The organism is Protaetiibacter intestinalis (genome assembly GCF_003627075.1).
Classification (GTDB): domain Bacteria; phylum Actinomycetota; class Actinomycetes; order Actinomycetales; family Microbacteriaceae; genus Homoserinibacter; species Homoserinibacter intestinalis.
Map to the genome: position 1 here is coordinate 95,378 of NZ_CP032630.1, position 22,963 is coordinate 118,340.

A 22,963-nucleotide genomic window follows, 5' to 3' on the forward strand; every position below is an offset into this window, starting at 1 on the left:
GATTCTCCCATGAGCGCGGGGCCGATCCGCGCGCCGGACTACCGTTCGCGCTTGTCCCCCGATAATCTGGGATCTGTACCCCGACGACGAGAGGTGCGGAGAGGAGCCGGGATGGGAGTCGACCCGCTCGGACTCGGTCTCATGTGCCTCGTCGTCGTCGCGACCGTCGTCGTCGCGGTCACCATCATCGTGCTCCAGCGCCGCCGGAAGACCGGGCACGGAGGCGACGACGCCTAGGATCGCCAGGTGGCCATCCCCGACTTCGTCCGCGAACTGCGCAGCCGGATCGGCACCGCGCCGCTGTGGCTCTCGGGTGCGACCGCCGTCGTGCTCGACGGCGACCGCATCCTGCTGATCCGGCGCTCCGACACGCGGGAGTGGGCGCCCATCACGGGCATCGTCGACCCCGCCGAGGAGCCCGCGATCGCCGCCGCGCGCGAGGCGGCCGAGGAGGCCGGGGTCGAGATCCTCGTCGAGCGGCTGTCGTCGACCTGGGTGACCGAGGCGGTCGTCTACGAGAACGGCGACCGGGCGCAGTACCTCGACCTGAGCTTCCGGTGCCGCTACCTCTCGGGCGAGCCGCGGCCGCTCGACGGCGAGGCGCTCGAGGTGGCCTGGTTCCCGGTCGCCGAGCTGCCGCCCATGCGCCCCGAGTTCGTGGAGCGCATCCGACACGCACTCGTGCCCGACGGCCCCGCCGTGTTCCTGCGGGAGTCGTCGGGCCGTTGAGCGCGTCCGCGCGTCAGTACCAGAACGGCGCGAGCACGAGGAACGGCAGCGCGGCGGCGAAGCCGAGCACCGCGAACAGCACCCAGCCGAACAGGCCCACGAAGCCGAGCACGATGCCCCAGTTGGCGGTCGTGCGGCCCTGCGGCTCGCGACCGCGGGCGATGAAGCCGAGCACGATCGCGACGATGGCGGCGACCGCGAGACCGGTGGGGATGGAGACGATGCCGAGCACGAGGCTCGAGATGCTGAGGCCGGTGCCGGCGGATGCGGCGGATGCGGCGGCGGGCTGGGCGGGCACCGCGTAGGGGTTCGCGGGGGCCTCGGCGGCCGGTTGGGCGGGGGCCTCGTCGGGGGCGGGGACGGTGATCGTGTCGTTCATGCCCCCAGCCTCGCCGCGGCGCGGGTGGCACGGTATCCGGTGAACCCCCGGATGCCGCGGGCGGTGTGCCGCCCCGCCACGCGGCGGACCGCATCCGCGTTGCCGCGGGCTCGGCCGACCTGGTAACGTGGACCCTTGGTTTGCGCGTGAATTCCTCCCACGCGAGATCGCCGGAAGCGCCCCTCTACCGTTTCCCCGGCAGATCCCTTCCGACACGAACGAAAGACATCCATGGCGAACATCAAGTCGCAGATCAAGCGCATCGGCACCAACAAGAAGGCCCAGGAGCGCAACAAGGCCGTCAAGAGCGAGCTCAAGACCGCCGTCCGCGCCACCCGCGAGGCCGTCGTCGCCGGCGACAAGGCGAAGGCCGAGGCCTCGCTCGTCAAGGCCGGCAAGAAGCTCGACAAGGCCGCGAGCAAGGGCGTCATCCACAAGAACCAGGCGGCGAACCGCAAGTCGGCCCTCGCCAAGCAGGTCTCCGCGCTGTAATCGCGCCACAGCCGTCACGGGCCTCGCACCTCCGGGTGCGGGGCCCGTTTCCGTTTCTCCCGCACCTGCTTTCCCATCTCAAGGAGCCGGGCATCCCATCTCAAGGAGTCGGCGTGACAGGAGTAGCCCAGTGTGGCGGATGCTGCTTGCCTGCGGCCCTCGGTCCTTGAGATGGGTTGCGGGACTCCTTGAGATGGGAGGTGGCGGAACCGGGCGGCGGCAGCAGCGGGCGGGGGCGGAACCGGGAGGGACGGAGGCGGTCAGGCGGCGCCGCGGGAGGCGATGACGCCGATCATGCGCTCGAGGGCGAAGACCGGGTCGCGGCCGGCGCCCTTCACCTGCGCGTCGGCGGTGGCGAGGGCCTGGATGGCACGGGCGAGGCCCTCGTCCGTCCAGCCCTGCAGGTCGCGGCGGGCGCGGTCGACCTGCCAGGCCTGCAGGCCGAACTGGCGAGCGAGGTCGTTCGAGGAGCCGCGGGCGCCCGCGAGCTTCGCCATCGTGCGCACCTTCATGGCGAAGGCCGCCACCATGGGCACCGGGTCCGATCCGGACGCGAGCGCGTGCCGCAGCAGGCCGAGCGCCTCGCCCGTGCGCCCGGCGATCGCCGCATCCGCCACGGCGAAGGCCGTGACCTCGGTGCGCCCCGCGTAGTAGCGGTCGACGACCGCCTCGGTGATGTCGCCGTCGGTGTCGGAGAGGAGCTGCCGGCAGGCGGCGGCCAGCTCGGCGAGGTCGTCGGTGAAGGCCGAGACGAGTGCCCGGATCGCACCGGGGGTCGCCTTGCGCTTGGCCGTGCGGAACTCGGCCGTCACGAAGTCGGAGCGGTCGCTGTCGCGCTTCAGCTCGGCGCACACCACCTCGACGCCGCCACCGGTGCCCGCGCGGATCGCATCCAGCAGCTTCTTGCCGCGCACACCGCCCGCGTGCCGCAGCACGACGACCGTGTCGTCGGCGGGCGAGGAGAGGTAGGCGAGCGCCTCCTCGAGGAACGCGTCGGTGCACTTCTCGACCTGGTCGACGCGGATGAGGCGCGGCTCGGCGAACAGCGACGGGCTCGCGAGGGTGAGCAGCTCGCCCGGCGCGTAGGCGCCCGCGTCGATGTCGGAGACCTCGAGCGCCGGGTCGGCGGCGCGCAGCTGCTCGCGCACGGAGCGGATGGCGCGCTCGGCGAGCAGCGCCTCGGGCCCCGTGACGAGCACGACGGGCGCCGGGGTGACGGAGTGCCACGAGAGCTGCGGGATCGACGCCGCGGGGGCCTTCGTGCCCGATCCGCGTGCCGCCATGTCTCCAGCCTAACGAGCGCCGCCGACCCCGCCTGCCGCCTCCGCGAAAGTACGTGCTTTGGGGTCCGGCGGGGCCGATTCGGGCCCCAAAGTACGTACTTTCAGGGACTCTCGGGGGACGCGAGGTGGGAGGTCCAGACGCGAGGTGGGGCGTCGGGGGTGGCGGGCGGGGCGACGAGGATGAGGCCGTCGAGGTCGGTGCGGAAGACGGCGGTTCCGGATGCGGCGAGCGCGTCGAGCGCGGCCTGCGTGGGGTGGCCGTAGTCGTTGCCGGCGCCGACGCCGACGAGGCCCACCCGCGCGGCGGCGGTCGCGTAGAGGCGGGCGGCGAAGTCGGCCGAGCCGTGGTGGGCGACCTTGAGCACGTCGACCGCCGGGATGCTCTCCGCGCCGAGCACGCGCAGTTGCGACTCCTCCCCCAGATCGCCGAGCAGCAGCCCGCTGAGGCACGCCCCGCATCCCGCACCCGGCTCGACGAGCAGGGTGACGCTCGCCGCGTTGCCGGGCTCGACGCCCGACGGCGGCGGCCACAGCACCCGCCAGTCGAGGCCGCCGAGCTCGCCCGTCATCCCCTCCCCCGCCTCCACGACGCGGGCGCCGCCCGCGAGCAGTTCCTCGCGCAGCCGCTCGTCGCCCGGATCGCCGACCGGACCGACGAGCGCCGTGCCCACCCGGCCGAGCACGGCATCCGTGCCGCCCACGTGGTCGTGGTCGTAGTGGGTGAGCACGAGCAGGTCGATCGCGCCGACGCCGAGATCGTCGAGGCAGGCGGCGAGGGCCGCGGGCTCGGGCCCGGTGTCGACGAGCGCCACCCGCCCGCCCGCGCGGAGGACGGTGGCATCACCCTGCCCCACGTCGCACATCGCGAACTGCCAGTCGGCGGGGCGCGTGATCGTCTGCGCGACGCGGATACCCGCCACGGCACCCGCGTAGCCGAGCACCCCGACGAGGGCGAGCGCGGCCGCGGGCCGCCGCCAGCGGGCGCCCGGCGGACCGAGCGCCGCGAGCAGCCCGAGCGAGGTCAGCGCGACGAGCGCCGCGACTCCCGCGGCGCCCGCCGGCCACGGCATCCGCGCACCCGGCAGGCCCGCGAAGAAGGCGGCGACCGCGGCGATCCAGGAGGCGGGCAGCCAGGCGATGGCCGCGAGACCCGCCGCGAGCGGGGGCGCGAACGGCGCGAGCAGGCATGCGACGAGCCCCAGCACCGTCGCGAGCGGGGCGGCCGGGGCGGCGAGCAGGTTCGCCGGAACGCCCCACAGCGGCAGCGTCGGGCTCAGCAGCAGGAGCACGGGCTGGCAGGCGAGCTGGGCGGCGAGCGGCACGGCGATCACGAGTGCGAGGGGGCGCGGCATCCAGCGCGCGAGGGCGTCGGCGAGCGGCGCCGCGAGCAGCAGCAGCCCGGCCGTGGCGAGCGCCGAGAGGGCGAAGCCGTAGGAGCGCGCGAGCCACGGGTCGCCCGCGAGCAGCAGCACGACGGCGAGGCACAGCGCCGGCATGCCGCGCGCGGGGCGTCCCGTCGCGAGGGCGAGCAGCACGACCGCGCTCATCGCGGCCGCCCGCAGCACGCTCGGCTGCGGCGTGACGAGCAGCACGAAACCCGCGAGCGCCACGAGCGCCACCGCGACGCGCACGCCGCGCGGCAACCCGAGCAGCGCGCACAGGGCGAACACCGCCCCCACCACGATCGCGCAGTTCGACCCCGAGACCGCCGTCAGGTGGCTGAGCGAGCTCGTGATCATCTGACCGTCGAGGGTCTCGTCGACGCGCGAGGTGTCGCCGACCGCGAGCCCCGGCAGCAGCCTGCCACCCGGCCCCGGCAGCGCGCGCGAGAGCGCCGTGAGGCCCTCGCGCAAGGCGGATGCCGCCTCCAGCAGCGGGGGCGGTTCGGCGAGCGGCTCGGGCGCGCGCTCCGCGAAGGCGAGGAAGGCGACGTCGTCGCCGGGTTCGACGGCGCGCAGCCGGGCCTGCACCGCCCAGCGGTCGCCGATGCGGAGCCCCGCCCCGTCGACAGGGTCCGCGAGGAAGACGAGCACGGCGGCCTCCCCCGCATCCGGGTCGTCGCGCAGCACGGCACGGCCGGGCACCCGCCCCTCGTCGACCGCGCCCGTCGTGACCACCTCGAGGTCGACGGCGGCGTGCCCCGCCACCGCGGCGAGAGCGGCGGGCACCCGCGCCGGCCCCTGCAGGGCGACGACGGTCGCGACGACCGCGGCCGCGGTGAGGGCGAGCGACAGCACCCCGAGCAGCCGCACGCGCCACGCGGCGAGCGCCGTGAGCGCGGCGGCGGTCCACAGCATCCCCGCCGCGACGCCGACACCCGCGCCCGGTTCGACGCCCACGAGCACGCCGCCCGCCGCCCACGCGCCGAGCACCGCCGGCACGAGCCGCAACTCGGGCGTCCGCGCCCGCGGACGCGCCCCGTCGGCGCTCACGGCACCACGAGGGGCCGCAGCGCCTCGACCGTCTTCGCGCCGATGCCGCTCACGGCGAGCAGATCGTCGACGGAGGAGAACGGCCCGTTCGCCTCGCGCCAGTCGATGATGCGCTGCGCCATCGCGGGGCCGATGCGCGGCAGGGTGTCGAGCGCGGCGACGTCGGCCGTGTTGAGGTCGACGCGCCCGTCGGCCGCGACGCCGGGGGCGGATGCCGCGGGCGCCTCGCCGACGGCCGGCACGGCGAGCTGCTCGCCGTCGTTCAGGGTGCGCGCGAGGTTCACCCCCGCGGGGTCGGCCGCCTCGGTGAGCCCGCCCGCCGCGGCGATGGCGTCGACGACGCGGTCACCCTCCCGCAACTCGTAGAGGCCGGGCCGCGCCACCTGCCCGAGCACGTGCACGAAGATCGGGCTCGCGGCGAGGGTCACCCCGGGCGCGGCGCTCGCCACCTCACCCGGGCCCGAGGCGAGCTCGCGCTCCCCGCCGCGCGGCGTCACCGCCGTCGCGAACACGGCGATCGCCGCCCCCGCGAGCAGCACGACGAGCGCCGCCCCGGCCCCGCGACGCATCCGGGCGCGGAGGATGCCGGGGTCGGGGCGGTCGCTCACCCTCGGAGGCTAGGCGGGGCGCCGGGGCGCGTGGGGGCTCGGCAGCGGACTCCGGGGAGAGCCGACCGGGCGGGCGGGCTGGGGAGGAGCGGTGGGCGCGGCCGGGACGCTCAGCCCGCGGGCTTCGTCGCGATGTTGACGACCTTCGGCGCGCGCACGATGACGTTCACGATCTCGCGGTCGCCCACCGAGCGCGCCACCGCCTCGGAGGCACGGGCGAGCGCCTCGAGCTCGTCCGAGTCGATCGTCGGCGACACCTCGAGCCGGTCGCGCACCTTGCCGTCGACCTGCACGATCGCCGTGACCGACTCCTCGACGAGCAGGCGCGCATCCGGCTTCGGCAGCGACTGCAGGGCCACGAGCGAGTCGTGGCCGAGCTTCGCCCACATGTCCTCGGCCGTGTACGGCGCGAACAGCGACAGCAGCACCGCGACCGTCTCGCTCGCCTCGCGGACCGCCGGGTCGGCGGCGCCCGCACCCGAGTCGATCGTCTTGCGCACGACGTTCACGAGCTCCATGAGCCGCGCGACGACGACGTTGAACTTGAACGACTCGACGAGCCCCGGCGCATCCGCGAGCAGGCGGTGCGTCTGGCGGCGCAGCGCCGCATCCCCGTTGCCGAAGGCGATACCCGGCTCGGATGCCACGTCGTCGGCCAGGCGCCAGGCCCGCGCGAGGAACTTCGCGGAACCCGCGGGAGACACATCCGCCCAGTCGATGTCGTCCTCGGGCGGACCCGCGAACGCCATCGTGAGCCGCACCGCGTCGACGCCGAACTCGTCGAGCTGCTCCGAGAGCCGCACCAGGTTGCCGCGGCTCTTCGACATGGCCGAGCCGTCCATGAGCACCATGCCCTGGTTGAGCAGCGCCGTGAACGGCTCGGTGAAGGTCACGTAGCCGAGGTCGAACAGCACCTTGGTGATGAAGCGCGCGTACAGCAGGTGCAGGATGGCGTGCGTCACGCCGCCCACGTACTGGTCGACGGGCGCCCACTTCTCGGCCTCGCGCACGTCGAACGCCTGGGTGGCGTCGTTCGGCGAGAGGAAGCGCAGGAAGTACCACGAGCTGTCGACGAAGGTGTCCATCGTGTCGGGGTCGCGGCGCGCGGGCGTGCCGTCGGGCAGCGTCACGTTCACCCAGTCCTCGGCGGCGCCGAGCGGCGAGGTGCCCTTCGGCTGCAGGTCGAGGCCCTGCGACGGCGGCAGCGCCACCGGCAGCGCCGACTCCGCGACGGGGATCTCGCGGCCGTCCTCGGTGTGCAGGATCGGGATGGGCGTGCCCCAGTAGCGCTGACGCGAGATGAGCCAGTCGCGCAGGCGGAAGGTCTTCGCGGCGCGGCCGGTGCCCGCCTCCTCGAGCAGCTCGATGACGCGGCGGATGGCGTTCTGCTTGCTGAGGCCGTCGAGCGGACCCGAGTTGATCATCCGACCGTCGCCCGCGAGCGCCTCGCCCGTGACCGCCGGGTCCATCGACGCCAGGTCGCGCACCTCGTCCGGGTTCTCGATCATCTCGGGGGTGATGACGGGGATCGCGCCCGTGATGGGCGCCGTGACGTCGACGACGACGCGGATCGGCAGGCCGAAGGTGCGCGCGAAGTCGAGGTCGCGCTGGTCGTGGGCGGGCACCGCCATGACGGCACCGTGCCCGTAGTCGGCGAGCACGTAGTCGGCCGTCCAGACGGGGATGCGCTCGCCGTTGACGGGGTTGATCGCGTAGCGCCCGAGCGGGATGCCGGTCTTCGCGCGCGTGGTGTCCTGGCGCTCGATCTCGGTCGACTTCTGCACCTGGGCGAGGTACTCGCCGAACGCCGACTGCACCTCGGGGGTCGAGCCGGCCGCGAGCTGGGCGGCGAGCTCCGAGTCGGGCGCGACGACCATGAACGTCGCACCGAACAGGGTGTCGGGCCGCGTCGTGAACACCGTGACCTTCTCGTCGTGCCCCTCGATGACGAAGTCGACATCCGCACCGACGGAGCGCCCGATCCAGTTGCGCTGCATGGCGATGACCTTCGAAGGCCACTTGCCCTCGAGCTGGTTCAGGTCGTCCAGCAGCCGGTCGGCGTAGTCGGTGATCTTGAAGTACCACTGGGTGAGCTTCTTCTTGACGACGAGGTTGTCGCAGCGCTCGCAGCGCCCGTCGATGACCTGCTCGTTGGCGAGCACGGTCTGGTCGAAGGGGCACCAGTTGACCCAGCTGGCCTTGCGGTAGGCGAGGCCCTTCTCGTAGAGCTTGAGGAACAGCCACTGGTTCCACGTGTAGTACTCGGGGTCGGAGGTGTGGATGACGCGGTCCCAGTCGAAGCTGGTCGCGTAGCGGCGCATGGAGGCGCGCTGCTGGGCGATGTTGTCGTAGGTCCACTCGCGCGGGTCGATGCCGCGCTTGATGGCGGCACCCTCGGCGGGCAGACCGAAGGAGTCCCAGCCGATGGGGTGCAGCACGTTGAAGCCCTGCAGGCGCCAGTAGCGCGCGATGACGTCGCCGAGGGCGTACGCCTCGGCGTGACCCATGTGCAGGTCGCCCGAGGGGTAGGGGAACATGTCGAGCACGTACTTGCGCGGCCGCTTGTCGTCGGGGTCGCTCGTGGAGAAGGGCTTGCGCTCGTCCCACACCGGCAGCCAGTGGTCCTGGATGCGACGGAAGTCGTATCCCTGCTCGGTCTCGCTGTGCTCGTGCTGCGTCACGCCTGCGTCTCTATCTCTCGGGAATGCAACCTTTACAGAGTAGTCAACGTTGCGAGGCGTCATTTTGTGTCGCCCCGATCGCACGACACGCGACGGGAATCGACGCCTCGGGCGCGCGGCTCACTCGAGGGCGTGCTCGTGGAGGGCGCTCGTGAGGGTGGTGCCGTTCAGCTCGAGGTAGAGCTGGCGTTCGGTGACCGACAGGCTCGCGGTGTTGCGGCGCTCGAGGGCGGCGGCCGCGTCGTCGATGAAGCCGGGGTCGAAGCTGAACACGGGGATGGCATCCGCCCGGTGGATTTTCTTACCCGCCCACTGCGGCAGCAGCCTCGCGGGGTCGCGGTGCGTGTACACGGCGACGCGGCCCGCGAGCTTGCTGCCGTGGTGCAGGCGCTCGGCATCCGGGGCGCCCACCTCGATCCAGGCCGTCACCTGCCCCGTGAGGTCGCGCACGAGCACGGCCGGCTCGTCGGCGGCCGAGATGCCCTCGCCGAAGGCGATGCCCTCCTCGTACGCGAGGCAGTAGGCGAGCACGCGCGTGAGCAGGTAGGCGGTCGTCTCGGAGGGATGCTGCGCAACCCGCAGCGCGAGCTCCTCGTAGACGCCGCGGTCGACATCCGCCAACTGCACGGTGAAGGTGTGGATCGTCGCGCCCGCGGCCATGCCTGCGAGCCTACGGGCCCCACCACCCCGCACTCCCCACCGAAAGGTGTCAAACGCTGCAGCTCTTGGCCTGCCGCGGCAGGAACTGCTGGCGCGCGGCGTCGAGAACTGGCGCGCAACTGCGAATGCCGACCCGACTTCGTGGATCGCGCGTCTGGTTGTCGCGCCCGACACGCGTGTAGCGGGGCGCGCGCCACGCGCGACACCGTTTGGCGACGGGCGCCGGCATTCTCTGGCGCATGAGGCCAAGCGCTACAGCGTTTGACCAGAAGGGAGAGGGTGGGAGGCGGCGAGGGCGGCGAGGGGGGCGGCGGACTTGAGGCGGGCCTCGGCGAGCTCGGCGGCGGGGTCGGAGAGGGCGGTGATGCCGCCGCCGGTGCCGACGGTCGCGCCCGCGGCGTCGATCACGATGGTGCGGATCGTCATGGCGAGGTCGGCGGCGCCGTCGGCCGCGAGGTAGCCGAAGGCACCCGCGTAGGGGCCGCGCGGGCGATCCTCGAGGGCGTCGAGCAGCTCGATCGCGCGCAGCTTCGGCGCCCCCGTCATCGAGCCGGCCGGGAAGCACGCGGCCACGGCATCCACCGCCCCGAGCCCCGGCAGCAGGCGCCCCTCGATGCTCGAGACGAGCTGGTGCACGTGCGGGTACGACTCCACCTCGAGCAGCGAGGTGACCGCCACCGTGCCGAGCGCGCACACGCGCGAGAGGTCGTTGCGCATGAGGTCGACGATCATGAGGTTCTCGGCGCGCTCCTTGTCGGAGGCGACGAGCTCGCCGCGGAGGCGCGCATCCTCGTCGGGGCGCGGATCGCGGGGCCGGGTGCCCTTGATGGGGCTCGTGCGCACGAGGCCGTCGGGACCCGCCTCGAGGAAGCGCTCGGGGGATGCCGAGACGAGCGCCGTGCCGCCGATGCGCAGCAGGGCGCCGTGGTGCGTGGCGCTCGTCGCACGCAGGGCGTCGAACACGGCGAGCGCGTCGAAGGCGCCCGGAACCCGCACCTCGCTCGTGAGGCACAGCTGGTAGGCCTCGCCCTCGTGGATGGCGTGCTGGCAGGCGCGCACGTTCGCGAGGTAGCGCTCGGAGGTGTCGTGCCAGGTGGGGGGTGGCGCCGCGGGGGGTTTCGATACGCCCTCCTGCGGAGGGCTACTCAACCAACGGGAGGGCGCCCCCTGCGGAGGGCTACTCAACCCGCAGGAGGGTGCGGCGAGCTGGGCGAGCACTTCGTCCCGCCAGGCGGCGAGTCCGCCCTCCCACGCGGTGCCGAGGGCGAGCAGCTCCGCCGTGCCGTCGCCCGCGACCGCCACGAGGCGGTCCACCCGCAGGAAGGCGGCATCCGGATGCGGACCGCGTGCGCGCACCGGCATGCCCGTCGTCTCGCCCCGCAGCTCGTAGCCGAGCCAGCCGACGAGCCCGAGCGGCACCCGCCCGAGCTCGCCCTCCACGGCGAGCGCCGCGAGCTCGGCGCGCAGCCGCGGCAGCACCCCGCCCGCCGGAAGCGCCACCCGCTCCCCCGTGCCGAGGAACGCGCGCCCGCCGGGTCCCGAGTCGAGCCAGAACGCGTCGCCGCTCGGATGCAGCGCCGCGAACAGCGCCCGGGCGTCGAATCCGCCGCCGAGCGGATGCCGCAGCAGCCCCAGACGCATAGCCTGATCCTATGAGCGCACCGTCCGCCGCCCCCGTGGCGACCACCTCGCTGTGGCAGGGCGGTCGGCTCGTGCCGCGCGAGGACTGCGACGTGGTGCCCGCCACCATCCAGGCGGCCGACTCGTGGCTCGTCGAGGACGGCACCGTGCGCGGCCTCGAGCTGCACCGCGAACGCTTCCTCGGGGCGGTGCCGGATGCGCAGCTGCCCGAGGCGCTGGTGTTCTGGGATGCGGCGATCGCCGCGCTGCCCCGCACCGGATCCTGGTTCCCCCGGGTCGAGCTGCGCACCCAGCTGCAGTCGCCGCAGCTGCTGTTCCGGCTGCGGGAGGCGCCCGTGCAGCAGCGCTCCCTCATCCTCACGACGCACGCCGGCCGCGACCCCCGAACGCACCCGACCGTCAAGGGTCCCGACCTCCCGGCGATGATCCGGCTGCGCACCGAGGCCCAGACCCGCGGCGCCGACGAGGCCGTCATCGTGAGCCCGGAGGGCTGGATCGTCGAGGGCTCCACGACGAGCATCTGCTGGTGGGCGGGCGGGACGCTGTGCATCCCCGAGCGCTCGCTCGCGCGCATCGCCTCCGTCACCGAGCGCACCGTCGTGACGCTCGCGACCGCCCTCGGCGTGGAGGTGGCGGAGTTGCGGGTGCGGCCCGAGGAGCTCGACGGCAGCGAGGTGTGGGCGCTCAACGCGCTGCACGGCATCCGCATCGCCACCGCCTGGCAGGGCGGCCCGCCGTCGACGGCGGAGGAGCCGGGCCGCCTGTCGCGCTGGCGTCTGCGGCTCGACGCGCTGCGCCGTCCGCTGCCCGAGGATGCCGCGTGAACTGGTTCAACGACGTGCTGACGGCGATCCTGGATGCCGTGCAGTCGGTCGATCCGGTGCTGCGCACCCTGCTCGCGGGCGTCGGGATCTTCCTCGAGACCTCGGTGCTCGTCGGGCTCATCGTTCCGGGCGACACGATCGTCATCGTCGCGGCGACCGCCGTCGACGGCCCCGTCGAGTACCTCGCGCTCGTCACCGCGGTGATCGCGGGCGCGCTCGGCGGCGAGAGCGTCGGCTTCGCGCTCGGCCGCTTCTTCGGCCCGAAGATCCGGCACTCGCGCCTCGGGCGGCGCATCGGCGAACGCAACTGGGTGCGCGCGGAGAACTACATCGACCGACGCGGCGGCATCGCCGTGTTCATCTCGCGGTTCCTGCCGGTGCTGCACTCGCTCGTGCCCGTCACGGTCGGCATGAGCACGATGCGCTACCGGCGTTTCATCGCCTGGACCGCGCCCGCGAGCGTCATCTGGGCGTTCGCGTACGTGAGCGTGGGGGCGTTCGCGGCCGGCTCCTACCGTCAGCTCTCCCAGCAGCTGCACGGCGCGGGTTACGTCTTCGTCGCGATCATCGTGGTCTTCCTCGTCGCGGTGGTCGTGATCAAGAAGCTGCTCGAGCGCTCGGAGGCACGCCACTGGAGCCGCCCGGGCGACGGCGACGCGAACACCCTCGAGGAGCCCGACGACCCGAGCGACCGGGCGCAGCCCGACCGTCACACGACGTAGCGCAGCGACCGTCCCCCGCGCGTGCGTGGCACCCTGAAGCCACCATGAGCACGAGCCGTCCCGTCGAGGCCACCCTCGACTTCGCGACCCGCCAGCTGCACGCGGCGCGGCCGCGCGACGAGGTGCGCTCCCGCACGACCCCGATCTACCTGTCGGCGGGCTTCCCCTTCGACGACTTCGACCAGGCGGCCGAGCACTTCGGCACGGGCGAGGGCTTCTCCTACACGCGCGTCGCGAACCCCACCACGGCGAGCGCCGAACGGCTCATCGCCGGGCTCGAGGGCGGCGCGGAGGCCGTGCTGGTCGGCAGCGGGCAGGCGGCGATCGCGATCGCGCTCCTCGGGCTCGTCGACGCGGGCGGTCACATCGTCGCGGGCGCGAGCCTCTACGAGGGCACCCGGGGTCTCCTGGGCGACAACCTCGTGCGGCTCGGCATCACGACCGACTTCGTCGCGGATGCGAACGACGCCGTCGCCTGGGAGGCGCTCATCCGCCCCGAGACGCGCGCGCTCGTCGTCGAGTCGATCCCGAATCCGCGCAACGACCTGGTCGACATCGCCCTCGTCGCCGACGTCGCCCACGCCCACGGCATCCCGCTCGTCGTCGACAACACCCTCGCGACGCCGTATCTGCTGCGACCGCTCGAGCACGGCGCCGACATCGTCGTGCACTCGACGAGCAAGTTCCTGGCCGGGCACGGCTCGGTGCTCGGCGGCGTCATCGTCGACGACGGCCGCTTCGACGCGCTGCGCTCGGGCGCCCTGTTCCCCCACCTGACCGCACCCGACCGACTCGGCGGGCCGAGCTGGTGGGACCGCTTCGGCGGCCGGGCGCGCATCGCCTACCTGCGCGAGAACGTCGCCGTGCGGTTCGGGCCGACGCTGTCGCCGCTCAACGCCTTCCTCCTCGCGCAGGGCGTCGAGACCCTGTCGTTGCGGGTCGAACGGCAGTCGGCGAACGCCCTCGGCGTCGCGGAGTGGCTCGCCGCGCAGCCCGAGGTCGCCTCGGTCGACTACTCCGGGCTCCCCGGCAATGCCGCGCACGCGCTCGCCGAGCGCTACCTGCCCCGCGGTCAGGGCTCGGTGTTCGCCTTCACGCTGCACGGCGGGCGGGAGGCGGCCCGGCGCTTCGTGAACGCGCTCGAGCTCTTCACGCCCATGACGCACCTCGGCGACGTGCGCTCGCTCATCCTGCACCCGCGCTCCACGAGCCACACGCTGCGCACCCCCGAGGAGCTCGCCGCCGCGGGCATCTCCGAGGGCACGCTGCGCGTCTCGATCGGCATCGAGCACCTGCCCGACCTGCTGCGCGACCTCGAGCGCGGCATCGCCGCGGCCCGGGAGGCGGCGGCCGCGTGAGCAGGCTGCAGCACTTCGGCTGGTTCCTGGCCCGCGGCTTCGGTCCGCAGGGCTGGGGGCACCCGTTTCTCGACTGGAACTGGCGCTGGACCGAGCCAGCCCTCTACCAGCAGTCGGTGCGCGAGCTCGAGCAGGCCGGCATCGAGCTGCTGATCATCGAGGACGCCCCCTCGCTCGGCAGCCCCGCGACGATCGACCTGCGGGTGCGGCAGGCGTTCGGCGGCCCCAAGCACGACCCGCTGCTGCTCGCGCCGTACCTGTTCGCCGCGACCACGAACCTCGGCGTCGCCCCGACGGTCAACCCGGCCGCCTTCCTGCCGTACACGGCGGCCCGGCAGTTCGCCACCCTGCAGCACCTGAGCGGCCACCGCCTGGGGCTCAACGTCGTCACCGACACCGGCAGCGCGCGCCACTTCGGTGCGGCGCCGCCGCTCGGCCACGACGCCGCCTACGACCGCGCCGAGGAGTGGCTCGGCGCCCTGCGCGCGCTGTGGCGGTCGTGGCCCGACGACGCCCTCATCGCCGACCCGGCGCACGGCCGCTACGCCGACGGCACCCGCCTCGAGGCCGTGCAGCACCGCGGCGAGTACTTCTCGTTCGACGGCCCGCTCAACGCCATCCCCTTCACCGACGGCGAACCGGCGATCGTCTCACCCGGCGGATCGGGGCGCGGGCTCGCCTTCGCGGGCGCCAACTCCGAGGTGCAGCTCGCGCTCGCGCCGCTCGACCCGGAGAGCATCCGCGCCTACCGGGCCCGCATCCACGAGGCCGCCGTCGCCCGCGGGCGCAGGCCCGGCGACGTCAAGGTGCTGTTCGCGATCCAGCCGGTGCTCGTCGGCTCGGCCGAGGAAGCCGACCGGCTGGTCTCCGCCTCCGCGAACCCCGACGACAGGGCGCTGCGCACGATCGCCGAGAAGCAGTCGAGCGACCTCGAGACCGACCTCACCGCGCTCGAGCTCGACGCGCCGATCCCGGCCGGGTACTTCGGCGATCACGTCTCGCACGGCAGCATCGCGCGGCTGATCGGCGGGCGGGATGCGGCCACCACGCCGCTGCGGGAGCATCTCGCCGCGCTCGCCCGGCTCGGTCGGCTCTCCGATGGATCCGGGTTCGTCGGCACCGCGGGCGAGCTCGCCGACCTCATCGAACGCCTCGGCGACGAGGCGGACAACGACGGCGTGCTGTTCTGGGGCGATCTGCACCCCGTGACCGTGCACCGGATGCTCGACGAGCTCGCGCCGATCCTGCGCCGCCGCGGCATCCTGCGCACCGAGTTCGCGCCGGGCGGGCTGCGTGCCAACCTGCAGGCGTTCTAACCTGCGGGGTGCTGGTCTCGACGGGCTCAACCCTGGGGTCGAGCCCGTCGAGACCGGTGCCCTCAGCTGCTAGATGAGCCCCTGCTCGGTGAGCCAGGCCGTCGCGATGTCGGCCGACGAGGTCTCGTCGACCGTCGACTGCACGTTGAGGGCGACGAGGCCCTGCGGCGTGAGCGCCGCCGACACGGCGTTGATGACGTCGGCGATCTCGTCGGCGATGTCGGCGTTCACGAGCGGCACCACGTTCGACGCGAGGAAGAGGCCCTCGGGGTCGGCGAGGGTGACCAGATCCTCGGTCTGGATGCGGGGGTCGGCGCTGTAGACGTTGGCGATGTCGATGGTGCCGGCGACGAGGTCCTCGACCGTCGTGTCACCGGTCGCCGAGAACCCCACCGTCACGCCGTACTTCTCGAGCAGACCCTTCGGACCGTAGGGGCGCTCCTCGAGCTCCGGCGCGCCGCCGAGGGTGAGCGGCACGTCGACCGAGGCGAGGTCGGCGAGGCTCGAGAGCTCGTATTGGTCCGCGAACGCCGCCGTCACGTTGTAGGAGTCCTGGTCCGTGGCGGGCGACTGGTCGAGCACCGTCAGGCCGTCGGGCAGGGCGTCCTTGAGGGCCGCATACACGTCGTCGGAGGTCGTCGCGGTCGTGTCGGGGTCGTAGAACTGCAGCAGGTTGCCGGTGTACTCCGGGAACAGGTCGACCTCGCCGCTCTCGAGCGCCGGGAGGTAGGCGTCGCGCTGGCCGATCTGGAAGTCCCGCTTCACCTCGAAGCCGGCGTTCTCGAGCGCCTGGGCGTAGATCTCGGCGATGATCTCGTTCGAGTAGTACGCCTGGGAGCCGACGACGATCGTGTCGGTGCTGCCCGAATCCGAATCGCCCGAGTCGAGCGGATCGCCGGCGGCACACCCTGAAAGGGCCAATGCCGCCCCAACCACGGCCGCACCGAGTGCGAGCCGGCCCTTGTTCCGTGCTGTGAACATCACGTTCTCTCTTCTCTTCATTCGGTGACAGCACCTGCCACCCGTCGGCGCCGGGACGAGCCGTCCCGGACGTCCTTGACCCGGCCGGCGGTGACGCCGCGCGGGACGACGACGCGCTGCACGAGCGCGAACAGTCCGTCGAGGATGAGGGCGAGCGCCACGATCGCGAGCGCGCCGCCGAGCACCTGGTCGAAGCGGCGCAGGGCGACGCCCTGGATGATGTAGTAGCCGAGCCCGCCGAGGCCGATGTACGCGGCGATCGCGACGGTCGCGACGACCTGCAGGGCGGCCGAGCGCAGCCCGCCGATGAGCAGCGGCAGCCCGAGCGGCACCTCGACCCGCCACAGGATCTGCCACTCGGTCATGCCCACCGCGCGCGCGGCGTCCACGACCCGTCGGTCCACCGCCTCGAGCCCCGCGTAGGCGCCCGCCAGGATCGAGGGGACGGCGAGCAGCACGAACGCCGTGATCGCCGCCTCCGGCTTGTGCAGCACGCCCAAGACCAGCACGAGCAGCAGGATGAGCCCGAACGAGGGGATCGCGCGCGCCGCGCCCGAGAGGCCGATCGCGAGCTGCCGGCCGCGCCCCGTGTGCCCGATGTACCAGCCGAGCGGGATCGCGATCGCCGCGGCGATGAGCACCGACACGAAGGTGAACAGCAGGTGCTGCCCGAACGCGAGCGGCAGCGGCAGGCTGCCCGTCAGCCGATCGGGCGAGAAGAGCCACGCGAGGGCCTCGGCGAAGAGGTTCATGCCGCCCCTCCCGGCGCGGTCGCCGCGACGGCCCGCTCGAGGGGCGGACGCGCCCCGCGCCGCGGCGCCCACGGCATGAGCCACCGCCCGGCGAGCACGAGCAGCGCATCCACGAGCAGGGCGATGACCATCGTCGCGACGACGCCCGCGAGGATCTCGGGGATGATGCGCCGCTGGTAGCCGTTCGTGAACAGGTAGCCGAGGTTGTCGACGCCGATGAGGATGCCGACCGTCGTGAGCGCGATGGTCGAGACCGCGGTCACGCGCAGGCCCGCCAGCACGACGGGGCCCGCGAGCGGGAACTCGACCGCCCAGAAGCGCCGCCACGCCCCGTAGCCGACGGCGGTCGCCGACTGCCGCACGGCCGGGTCGACCGAGGCGAGGGCGTCGGCGATCGAGCGCGCCATGATCGCGACCGCGTAGATGGTGAGGGCGATGATGAGGTTCGCCTCCGACAGCACGCTGATCCCCAGCACCGTCGGCAGCAGGATGAACAGCGCGAGCGAGGGGATCGTGTACAGCAGCCCCGTGATGGTGAGCACGAGCCCGCGGGTGAGCCTGAACCGGAACGCCAGCCAGCCGAGCGGGATGGCGATGAGGAAGCCGAGCACGATCGGCAGCGCGCTCTGGCGCAGGTGTTCGACCGTCAGGCGCCCGATCAGGTCGAGGTTGTCGAGCACCCAGTTCATGCGGGCCCGTCCACGAGCACGCCCTGGGTGCGCCCGCTCGCGTCGACGAGCACCGTGCCCGAGGCCGTCGTCTTGGTGTGCAGCGCGCGCGATCCGCGGTCGACCCCCACGAAGGAGGCGACGAACTCGCTCGCCGGCGCCTCCAGGATCTCGGAGGGGCTGCCGACCTGGGCGATCCGCGCGCCCGTCTCGAGGATGACCACCTGGTCGCCGAGCAGGAACGCCTCGTCGATGTCGTGCGTGACGAACACGACCGTCTTGTCGAGGTCGCGCTGCAGGCGGATGGTCTCCTGCTGGAGCTCCGCGCGCACGATGGGGTCGACGGCGCCGAACGGCTCGTCCATGAGCAGGATGTTGGGGTCGGCGGCGAGGCCCCGCGCCACGCCGACGCGCTGCTGCTGCCCGCCGGAGAGCTGGCTCGGGTACCGGTCGGCGAGCGAGCGGTCGAGGCCGACCGTGTCGAGCAGTTCGAGCGCCTGCTCGCGCGCGCGACGCCTCGGCACGCCGTTCAGCACCGGCACGGTCGCGACGTTGTCGATCACCTTGTGGTGCGGCAGCAGGCCGCCGTTCTGCATGACGTAGCCGATGCTGCGCCGCAGCTGCACCGCATCCCGAGCCTGGACGTCCTCCCCGTCGATCTCGATCGTGCCGGAGCTCGGCTCGACCATGCGGTTGATCATGCGCAGCAGGGTGGTCTTGCCGCTGCCCGACGAGCCCACGAAGACGGTGGTCTTGCGCGCGGGGATCACGAGGCTGAACTCCTCGACGGCCAGCGTGCCGTCGGGGAATCGCTTCGTCACGGAGCGGAATTCGATCATGGAGGCCCCTCGCCGGGTCGGTTGGGGGTGACCGACCCACCACCACTCAACCGTACGGAGGGCCTCCGACGCCGGGTGTTTGCGAAACGTGACGACGCCCGCGGCGGGCGCCGTGCCTCATCCGCCGCTCAGCGGGGCGGCAGCGGCAGGCTCTCGGCGATGATCGCCGCGACCGCGCGACGGGCCGCGTCGAGCCGTGCGGCGTCGCCGTGGGCGTCACGCGCGAAGGCCCGCGCGACGAGCGCGTCGGTCGCCTCGATCGCGACCTCGAACGCGGCGCGCAGCTCGGACTCCTCGGGCAGGCCGAAGCGGGAGGCGAGCGCGTCGAAGATCGCGGATGCCATGACCGAGTTGCGCGGGGTGCCCTCCGCCGGGCGCAGGTCGAGCACGTCGCCGAGCCGGAGCGAGGCGAAGCCCGGCTCGGTGCGGAACAGCCCGACGAAGACGTCGAACGAGGCGGACAGCGCGGCCAGCCAGTCGGCGTGGGCGGGGTCGTCGACGGCGGCGAGCACGCGGTCGGTGGCGCGCTCCTCGTTGCGCGCGGCGAGGCTCTGCAGCACGGCGATCCGGTCGGGGAAGTAGCGGTAGACGGTGCCGATGGAGGCCCCCGCCCCCTCGGCGACCATCGCCGTCGTCAGGCGCTCGTAGCCGATCTCGGCGACGACCGCGGCGGCCGCGTCGAGGAGCGCGGCGAGGCGGGCGGTGCTGCGGGCCTGCATCGGCTCGTTGCGGATGAGCATCGTGGGGTGGTCACGGGGCTCGGTGAGAATGTCGGGCACGGGTTCTCCTCGGTCTTGCGGCGATTGTAGCCCGCAGACGCCTTGGCGCGGGCTGAAGATCCCCGTGACACACTGGTCGGATGGAGTCCGCCGAGCCGACGCCCGCCGACGGTTCGGAGCAGCCGCGTCGGCTGCATCTCGCGGCCCGCATCGAGGACGCGATCCACCGCATCCGCGAACGTCGCGGACGCCGCCGCGGACTCGTGCCGACGATCGTCCCGTTCCCCGGCTACGGGGGCGACGGCTGGCTGCGCGTGCTCGGCCGGGTGATCCTCGTGAAGCCCGGCCGTCGCGCCCCCGACCGCTTCACGAGCATCCGCGGCTGGCGCGCGTTCCTCAGCATCCCCGTGAAGGACACCGAGCTCGTCGTGCACGTCGCGGGCGCCGAACACGTCATCCGCACCGACCGCGGCGGCGTCATCGACGCCCGCGTCGAGGCGGCGCTCTCCCCCGGCTGGGACGCGGTGCTGCTGACCCTCGAGGGGGCGGATGCGATCGAGGCGCCCGTCTTCGTCGTCGACCCCGCGGTCGACTTCGGGATCGTCTCCGACATCGACGACACCGTGCTCGTGACGGCCCTGCCGCGACCCTTCCTCGCCGCGTGGAACACCTTCGTCGTCAACGAGCACGCCCGCCGCCCGGTGCCCGGGATCTCGGTGCTGTTCGACCGGCTCGTGAGCGCGCACCCGGGCGGGCCGGTCGTCTACCTCTCCACGGGCGCCTGGAACGTCGTGCCGGCGCTCAACCGCTTCCTCTCCCGCCACCTCTACCCCCGTGGCACCTTCCTGCTGACCGATTGGGGGCCGACGCCGGACCGCTGGTTCCGCAGCGGCCAGGTGCACAAGACGGAGTCGCTCGCGCGGCTCGCGCTCGAGTTCCCGAGGGTGCGCTGGCTGCTCGTCGGCGACGACGGCCAGCACGACGAGGAGCGCTACGCCGAGTTCCAGGCGGCGTACCCGGACCGCGTGGCCGCGGTCGCCATCCGCCAGTTGACCCGTGGCGAGGCGGTGCTCGCGGGTGGCCGTTCGCAGCAGGAGGCGCACGGGGCGGCGGTGCCGTGGGTGTACGGGGCCGACGGCGCCGAGCTCGCCGAGCAGCTGACGGCGCTCGGGCTGCTCGGCGAACCGCGCGCGTAACCGTTGCCCCCCGGACGGGGGCGCTGCTACCGTGGGGCCACCCCCGGGATCGTCCCCCCGATCCGCCCCCACCCGAAGGATCCGGCATGTCCGGCGTGCTCGCCCTGCTCATCGTGGCCCTCGCGGCCTCCGCCGCGACGGCGCTCGTGCTCGCCGTCGTGCTGCTGCGCCGCCAGGGTCGGCTCGACGTGCGCCGCGGCATCGCGGCCGGATCCCTCGCCGCCGTCACCTGCGCCGCCGCGGTCGTCGGCGTCGCGGCGCTGCAGCCGGCACCCCTCCCGGCCGTGCAGCCGGTCTCGGCCGTGACGGTCGCCGACGCGCCGGCGCCCGCCCCCGTCGACGTGCAGCTGCCCACCCTCGCCCTCGACGGCTGACGCCCCGCATCCGTCGCCCGCGAGTCGGGGGTGCGCGGCAGACTGACGGCATGCTCTCCCCGCGCGGTCGGCGCACGGTGGCCGGATTGCGGCTCGCCGCGCAGCACATCGCGCGCACGCCGACGGCGGGGCCCGCCGAGGTGGTGCGCGGGCTGCTCGCCGTGCAGGCGCAGGACTACCCGGGCGCGCTGTGGGCCGTGGGACTGCGCAGCGGCGCGACCGAGGCGCAGGTCGAGGCCGCGCACACCTCGGGCGCGATCGTGCGCTCGTGGCCGTTCCGCGGCACGCTGCACCTCGTCGCCGCCGAGGACCTCGGATGGATGCTGTCGCTCACGGGCGAGCGCATCGCGCGTTCCGCGGCGGGCCGCGTGCGGCAGCTCGGCATCACCGAGGCCGAGCTGGAGCGCGTCGCCGCGATCGCCCGCGCGCGGCTCGCGGGCGGTGGGCGCGCCGACCGCAGCGAGCTGCTCGCCGCCTTCCGCGCGGGCGGCGTGCCGACCGAGGGCGACCGCGGCATCCATCTGCTCGGCAACCTCGCCCACACGGGCCTCGTCGTGCTCTCCGGCCGCACCGAGTACGCCCTGCTCGAGGAGCACGTGGCCGAACCCCGCCGACTCGACCCGGATGCGGCCGCCGACGAACTCGCGCTGCGCTACTACGCAGGTCACGGGCCCGCGACCGTGCGCGACCTCGCCTGGTGGTCGGGCCTGCCGCTCACGCTCGTGCGCGCGGCGACCGAGCGCGTGCGCGGGCGGCTCGCCGAGCTCGAGGTCGACGGGGTCGTGCACCTCATGCGCCCGGGCCTCGAGCCCGCCGCCGGCGGCGTGCGGCTGCTGCCGGGCTTCGACGAGTACCTGCTCGGCTACGCCGACCGCTCCGCCGTGCTCGCCCCGGAGTACGCGGGCGCGGTCGTGCCGGGCGGCAACGGGCTGTTCCTGCCGACGATCGTCTCGCGCGGCGAGATCGTGGGGCTCTGGCGACGCGACCTCGGCCGCCGGACCGTCCGCGTCGAGCTCGCACCCTTCGCGCCGCTGCCCGCCACCGTGCGGGCGTCCGCGGAGGCGGAGGCGCGCCGCTACGGCCGCTTCCTCGGGCGCCCGGTCGAGCTGGGCGACTAGCCGACGGCCGCCGCGCAGGCCGCGCGGCAGCGCACGTACGGCGCATCCGAGCTCGCGACCGAGCGGCGCAGCTGCATGACACGCTCGGCCGCATCCCGCAGCCGCTCGGGAGGCAGCGTGCCGTCGGCGACCGCGTCGGCGATCCGCTGCGCGACCGCGGTCGTGTCGACCGGCCCCGCGTACAGCAGCAGGTCGGCGCCCGCCGCGAGCGCCGCGAGCCCGTTCGCGGCCGGGTCGGCGTAGGCGGGGTCGCCCGAGTCCTGCAGCATGCTGAGCGAGTCGGTCACGATCACCCCGTCGAAGCCGAGCTCGTCGCGCAGGATGCGGTACCAGGTCGGCGAGAGCGAGGCCGGAGCGGCATCGACGGCGGTGTAGCGCAGGTGCCCCACCATGACGAGCTCCGCCCCCGCGTCGATGCCCGCCCGGAACGGCGGCGCCTGCGTGGCGCGCCACTCGTCGAGACTCATCGCCGTCTCGGGGATGAGGTGGTGCGAGTCGCCCGGGGCGCCGCCGTGCCCCGGGAAGTGCTTGAGCGTGGAGAGCACGATGCCCGACTCCCCCGCCACCGCCGCCGCGACACGGTCCGCGACGGCCGCCGGGTCGCCGCCGAAGACGCGCGGGGCGAGGAACGAACCCGGGTCGCCGGTCACGTCGGCGACGATACCGAAGTTGAGGTCGAACCCCGCGGATGCCACGAGCCGCGCGCGGTCGGCGAACGCCTGGCGGGTGGCCTCGGGCGGCATCCGTCCGAGCGCCCGGGCGCTCGGGCCCGGGTCGTCGAGCCGGGCGACCGTGCCGCCCTCCTGGTCGACCGCGGTGAGCGGCGGCAACCCCGGATCGGTCGTGAGCGCCGTCGTGAGCGCCCGTGCGACGTCGACGGAGTACTGCGTGTCGCCGCCCATGAGGATCACCCCGCCCACCCCGGATGCCGCCACGGCGGCCCGCGCGGCGGCCGGGTCGGTGCTCGGGATGCGCGGCATGATGACGCTCTCGGCGAGCTGCAGCGTCGTCATGTCGGCGAGGCGCGCCGTGAGGTATGCGGCCCCGGGGTCGACCGGCTGCGGGGCGACCGCGGGCGCCCAGGCGCGCGGCGGCGCGGCCGACACGGGCGTCGCCTGCGGCGCGCACCCGGCGAGCGCCGCCACGGCGAGCGCCGCCGCGAGCACCGCCGCCGGTCTCCGCATCCCTCGA

Annotated in this window: 23 protein-coding genes; 10 read left to right on the forward strand and 13 right to left on the reverse strand. The window is 73.8% G+C overall.

Translation table 11 applies throughout. From position 1 onward, the window contains the following. Positions 1-111: 111 nt before the first annotated feature. Together D7I47_RS15145 and D7I47_RS00495 are read left to right on the forward strand one after the other, a co-directional pair. A complete protein-coding gene (locus D7I47_RS15145; RefSeq protein WP_264371275.1) occupies positions 112-237 on the forward strand; it encodes a hypothetical protein in 126 nt (41 codons plus the stop codon). A gap of 9 nt (positions 238-246) precedes the next feature. Continuing rightward, positions 247-729, forward strand: coding sequence for an NUDIX domain-containing protein (locus D7I47_RS00495; RefSeq protein ID WP_120761229.1), 483 nt, complete (start codon positions 247-249; stop codon positions 727-729). Between the two features lie 13 nt (positions 730-742). Here the strand turns inward: D7I47_RS00495 and D7I47_RS00500 are convergent, their stop codons facing one another. After that, the gene (locus D7I47_RS00500; RefSeq protein WP_120761230.1) at positions 743-1,108 is read right to left on the reverse strand and encodes a DUF4190 domain-containing protein; all 366 of its coding nucleotides are present in this window, start codon (positions 1,106-1,108) and stop codon (positions 743-745) included. Between the two features lie 231 nt (positions 1,109-1,339). Here D7I47_RS00500 and rpsT point away from each other — a divergent pair, with 231 nt between their 5' ends. Beyond that, positions 1,340-1,600, forward strand: a complete 261-nt coding sequence (rpsT, locus tag D7I47_RS00505; RefSeq protein WP_120761231.1) for a 30S ribosomal protein S20 — start codon at positions 1,340-1,342, stop codon at positions 1,598-1,600. Between the two features lie 260 nt (positions 1,601-1,860). On the opposite strand, the gene holA is transcribed toward rpsT, so the two are convergent. The 6 genes from holA to D7I47_RS00535 all read right to left on the reverse strand — a co-directional run bounded on the left by holA (position 1,861) and on the right by D7I47_RS00535 (position 10,905). Next, complete coding sequence (gene holA, locus D7I47_RS00510) at positions 1,861-2,883, reverse strand: DNA polymerase III subunit delta (RefSeq protein WP_120761232.1); 1,023 nt, start codon at positions 2,881-2,883, stop codon at positions 1,861-1,863. 101 nt (positions 2,884-2,984) lie between these two features. Then, positions 2,985-5,315, reverse strand: coding sequence for a ComEC/Rec2 family competence protein (locus D7I47_RS00515; RefSeq protein ID WP_120761233.1), 2,331 nt, complete (start codon positions 5,313-5,315; stop codon positions 2,985-2,987). Beyond that, positions 5,312-5,923, reverse strand: a complete 612-nt coding sequence (locus D7I47_RS00520; RefSeq protein ID WP_405083443.1) for a helix-hairpin-helix domain-containing protein — start codon at positions 5,921-5,923, stop codon at positions 5,312-5,314. Before D7I47_RS00520 ends, D7I47_RS00515 begins: the two co-directional genes overlap by 4 nt. 110 nt (positions 5,924-6,033) lie before the next feature. Continuing rightward, a complete protein-coding gene (leuS, locus tag D7I47_RS00525) occupies positions 6,034-8,667 on the reverse strand; it encodes a leucine--tRNA ligase (protein ID WP_120761234.1) in 2,634 nt (877 codons plus the stop codon). 57 nt (positions 8,668-8,724) lie between these two features. Continuing rightward, positions 8,725-9,264, reverse strand: coding sequence for a YaeQ family protein (locus D7I47_RS00530; protein WP_120761235.1), 540 nt, complete (start codon positions 9,262-9,264; stop codon positions 8,725-8,727). 252 nt (positions 9,265-9,516) lie between these two features. After that, complete coding sequence (locus tag D7I47_RS00535; RefSeq protein WP_120761236.1) at positions 9,517-10,905, reverse strand: anthranilate synthase component I family protein; 1,389 nt, start codon at positions 10,903-10,905, stop codon at positions 9,517-9,519. Between the two features lie 11 nt (positions 10,906-10,916). Here D7I47_RS00535 and D7I47_RS00540 point away from each other — a divergent pair, with 11 nt between their 5' ends. Genes D7I47_RS00540 through D7I47_RS00555 form a run of 4 tightly spaced genes read left to right on the forward strand, consistent with a single transcriptional unit; the run spans position 10,917 to position 15,125 of the window. Beyond that, positions 10,917-11,729, forward strand: a complete 813-nt coding sequence (locus tag D7I47_RS00540) for an aminotransferase class IV (RefSeq protein WP_120761237.1) — start codon at positions 10,917-10,919, stop codon at positions 11,727-11,729. Then, the gene (locus tag D7I47_RS00545; protein ID WP_120761238.1) at positions 11,726-12,451 is read left to right on the forward strand and encodes a DedA family protein; all 726 of its coding nucleotides are present in this window, start codon (positions 11,726-11,728) and stop codon (positions 12,449-12,451) included. The genes D7I47_RS00540 and D7I47_RS00545 overlap by 4 nt, the downstream gene beginning before the upstream one ends. A gap of 44 nt (positions 12,452-12,495) precedes the next feature. Beyond that, the gene (locus D7I47_RS00550; RefSeq protein ID WP_120761239.1) at positions 12,496-13,809 is read left to right on the forward strand and encodes an O-acetylhomoserine aminocarboxypropyltransferase/cysteine synthase family protein; all 1,314 of its coding nucleotides are present in this window, start codon (positions 12,496-12,498) and stop codon (positions 13,807-13,809) included. Continuing rightward, the gene (locus D7I47_RS00555; protein ID WP_120761240.1) at positions 13,806-15,125 is read left to right on the forward strand and encodes an LLM class flavin-dependent oxidoreductase; all 1,320 of its coding nucleotides are present in this window, start codon (positions 13,806-13,808) and stop codon (positions 15,123-15,125) included. Before D7I47_RS00550 ends, D7I47_RS00555 begins: the two co-directional genes overlap by 4 nt. Positions 15,126-15,194: 69 nt before the next feature. Here the strand turns inward: D7I47_RS00555 and D7I47_RS00560 are convergent, their stop codons facing one another. The 5 genes from D7I47_RS00560 to D7I47_RS00580 all read right to left on the reverse strand — a co-directional run bounded on the left by D7I47_RS00560 (position 15,195) and on the right by D7I47_RS00580 (position 19,144). Further along, positions 15,195-16,106, reverse strand: coding sequence for an ABC transporter substrate-binding protein (locus tag D7I47_RS00560; protein WP_120763742.1), 912 nt, complete (start codon positions 16,104-16,106; stop codon positions 15,195-15,197). A 17-nt stretch (positions 16,107-16,123) separates the two neighbouring features. Continuing rightward, on the reverse strand, positions 16,124-16,858 hold the full coding sequence (locus D7I47_RS00565; protein WP_120763743.1) for an ABC transporter permease: 735 nt from the start codon (positions 16,856-16,858) through the stop codon (positions 16,124-16,126). After that, positions 16,855-17,547: an ABC transporter permease gene (locus tag D7I47_RS00570; RefSeq protein ID WP_120761241.1), complete on the reverse strand. Its 693-nt coding sequence runs from the start codon at positions 17,545-17,547 to the stop codon at positions 16,855-16,857. The genes D7I47_RS00565 and D7I47_RS00570 overlap by 4 nt, the downstream gene beginning before the upstream one ends. After that, the gene (locus D7I47_RS00575) at positions 17,544-18,365 is read right to left on the reverse strand and encodes an ABC transporter ATP-binding protein (RefSeq protein ID WP_120761242.1); all 822 of its coding nucleotides are present in this window, start codon (positions 18,363-18,365) and stop codon (positions 17,544-17,546) included. Before D7I47_RS00575 ends, D7I47_RS00570 begins: the two co-directional genes overlap by 4 nt. A gap of 128 nt (positions 18,366-18,493) precedes the next feature. Continuing rightward, on the reverse strand, positions 18,494-19,144 hold the full coding sequence (locus D7I47_RS00580; RefSeq protein ID WP_120761243.1) for a TetR/AcrR family transcriptional regulator: 651 nt from the start codon (positions 19,142-19,144) through the stop codon (positions 18,494-18,496). A gap of 80 nt (positions 19,145-19,224) precedes the next feature. Between D7I47_RS00580 and D7I47_RS00585 the strand changes: the two genes are divergently transcribed. The 3 genes from D7I47_RS00585 (at position 19,225) to D7I47_RS00595 (ending at position 21,772) form a co-directional block, all read left to right on the forward strand. After that, positions 19,225-20,280, forward strand: a complete 1,056-nt coding sequence (locus D7I47_RS00585) for an App1 family protein (RefSeq protein WP_120761244.1) — start codon at positions 19,225-19,227, stop codon at positions 20,278-20,280. 86 nt (positions 20,281-20,366) lie between these two features. Continuing rightward, positions 20,367-20,654, forward strand: coding sequence for a hypothetical protein (locus D7I47_RS00590; protein WP_120761245.1), 288 nt, complete (start codon positions 20,367-20,369; stop codon positions 20,652-20,654). Between the two features lie 50 nt (positions 20,655-20,704). Next, positions 20,705-21,772 carry a winged helix DNA-binding domain-containing protein gene (locus D7I47_RS00595; protein ID WP_120761246.1) on the forward strand — a complete coding sequence of 356 codons (1,068 nt, stop codon included), beginning with the start codon at positions 20,705-20,707 and terminating at the stop codon, positions 21,770-21,772. Here D7I47_RS00595 and D7I47_RS00600 read toward each other — a convergent pair. Further along, on the reverse strand, positions 21,769-22,956 hold the full coding sequence (locus tag D7I47_RS00600) for a glycoside hydrolase family 3 N-terminal domain-containing protein (protein WP_120761247.1): 1,188 nt from the start codon (positions 22,954-22,956) through the stop codon (positions 21,769-21,771). The genes D7I47_RS00595 and D7I47_RS00600 overlap by 4 nt on opposite strands. Between the last annotated feature and the right edge of the window lie 7 nt (positions 22,957-22,963).

What these genes read in the sequence shown, in the direction of transcription:
- D7I47_RS00600 (WP_120761247.1), bottom strand. Translation starts at nt 22,956, where the DNA reads ATGCGGAGACCGGCGGCGGTGCTCGCGGCGGCGCTCGCCGTGGCGGCG.
- D7I47_RS00570 (WP_120761241.1), bottom strand. Translation starts at nt 17,547, where the DNA reads ATGAACTGGGTGCTCGACAACCTCGACCTGATCGGGCGCCTGACGGTC.
- D7I47_RS00585 (WP_120761244.1), top strand. Translation starts at nt 19,225, where the DNA reads ATGGAGTCCGCCGAGCCGACGCCCGCCGACGGTTCGGAGCAGCCGCGT.
- D7I47_RS00575 (WP_120761242.1), bottom strand. Translation starts at nt 18,365, where the DNA reads ATGATCGAATTCCGCTCCGTGACGAAGCGATTCCCCGACGGCACGCTG.
- D7I47_RS00550 (WP_120761239.1), top strand. Translation starts at nt 12,496, where the DNA reads ATGAGCACGAGCCGTCCCGTCGAGGCCACCCTCGACTTCGCGACCCGC.
- leuS (WP_120761234.1), bottom strand. Translation starts at nt 8,667, where the DNA reads ATGACGCCTCGCAACGTTGACTACTCTGTAAAGGTTGCATTCCCGAGA.
- D7I47_RS00500 (WP_120761230.1), bottom strand. Translation starts at nt 1,108, where the DNA reads ATGAACGACACGATCACCGTCCCCGCCCCCGACGAGGCCCCCGCCCAA.
- D7I47_RS15145 (WP_264371275.1), top strand. Translation starts at nt 112, where the DNA reads ATGGGAGTCGACCCGCTCGGACTCGGTCTCATGTGCCTCGTCGTCGTC.
- D7I47_RS00595 (WP_120761246.1), top strand. Translation starts at nt 20,705, where the DNA reads ATGCTCTCCCCGCGCGGTCGGCGCACGGTGGCCGGATTGCGGCTCGCC.
- D7I47_RS00530 (WP_120761235.1), bottom strand. Translation starts at nt 9,264, where the DNA reads ATGGCCGCGGGCGCGACGATCCACACCTTCACCGTGCAGTTGGCGGAT.
- D7I47_RS00560 (WP_120763742.1), bottom strand. Translation starts at nt 16,106, where the DNA reads ATGTTCACAGCACGGAACAAGGGCCGGCTCGCACTCGGTGCGGCCGTG.
- D7I47_RS00565 (WP_120763743.1), bottom strand. Translation starts at nt 16,858, where the DNA reads ATGAACCTCTTCGCCGAGGCCCTCGCGTGGCTCTTCTCGCCCGATCGG.
- D7I47_RS00540 (WP_120761237.1), top strand. Translation starts at nt 10,917, where the DNA reads ATGAGCGCACCGTCCGCCGCCCCCGTGGCGACCACCTCGCTGTGGCAG.
- D7I47_RS00535 (WP_120761236.1), bottom strand. Translation starts at nt 10,905, where the DNA reads ATGCGTCTGGGGCTGCTGCGGCATCCGCTCGGCGGCGGATTCGACGCC.
- rpsT (WP_120761231.1), top strand. Translation starts at nt 1,340, where the DNA reads ATGGCGAACATCAAGTCGCAGATCAAGCGCATCGGCACCAACAAGAAG.
- holA (WP_120761232.1), bottom strand. Translation starts at nt 2,883, where the DNA reads ATGGCGGCACGCGGATCGGGCACGAAGGCCCCCGCGGCGTCGATCCCG.
- D7I47_RS00590 (WP_120761245.1), top strand. Translation starts at nt 20,367, where the DNA reads ATGTCCGGCGTGCTCGCCCTGCTCATCGTGGCCCTCGCGGCCTCCGCC.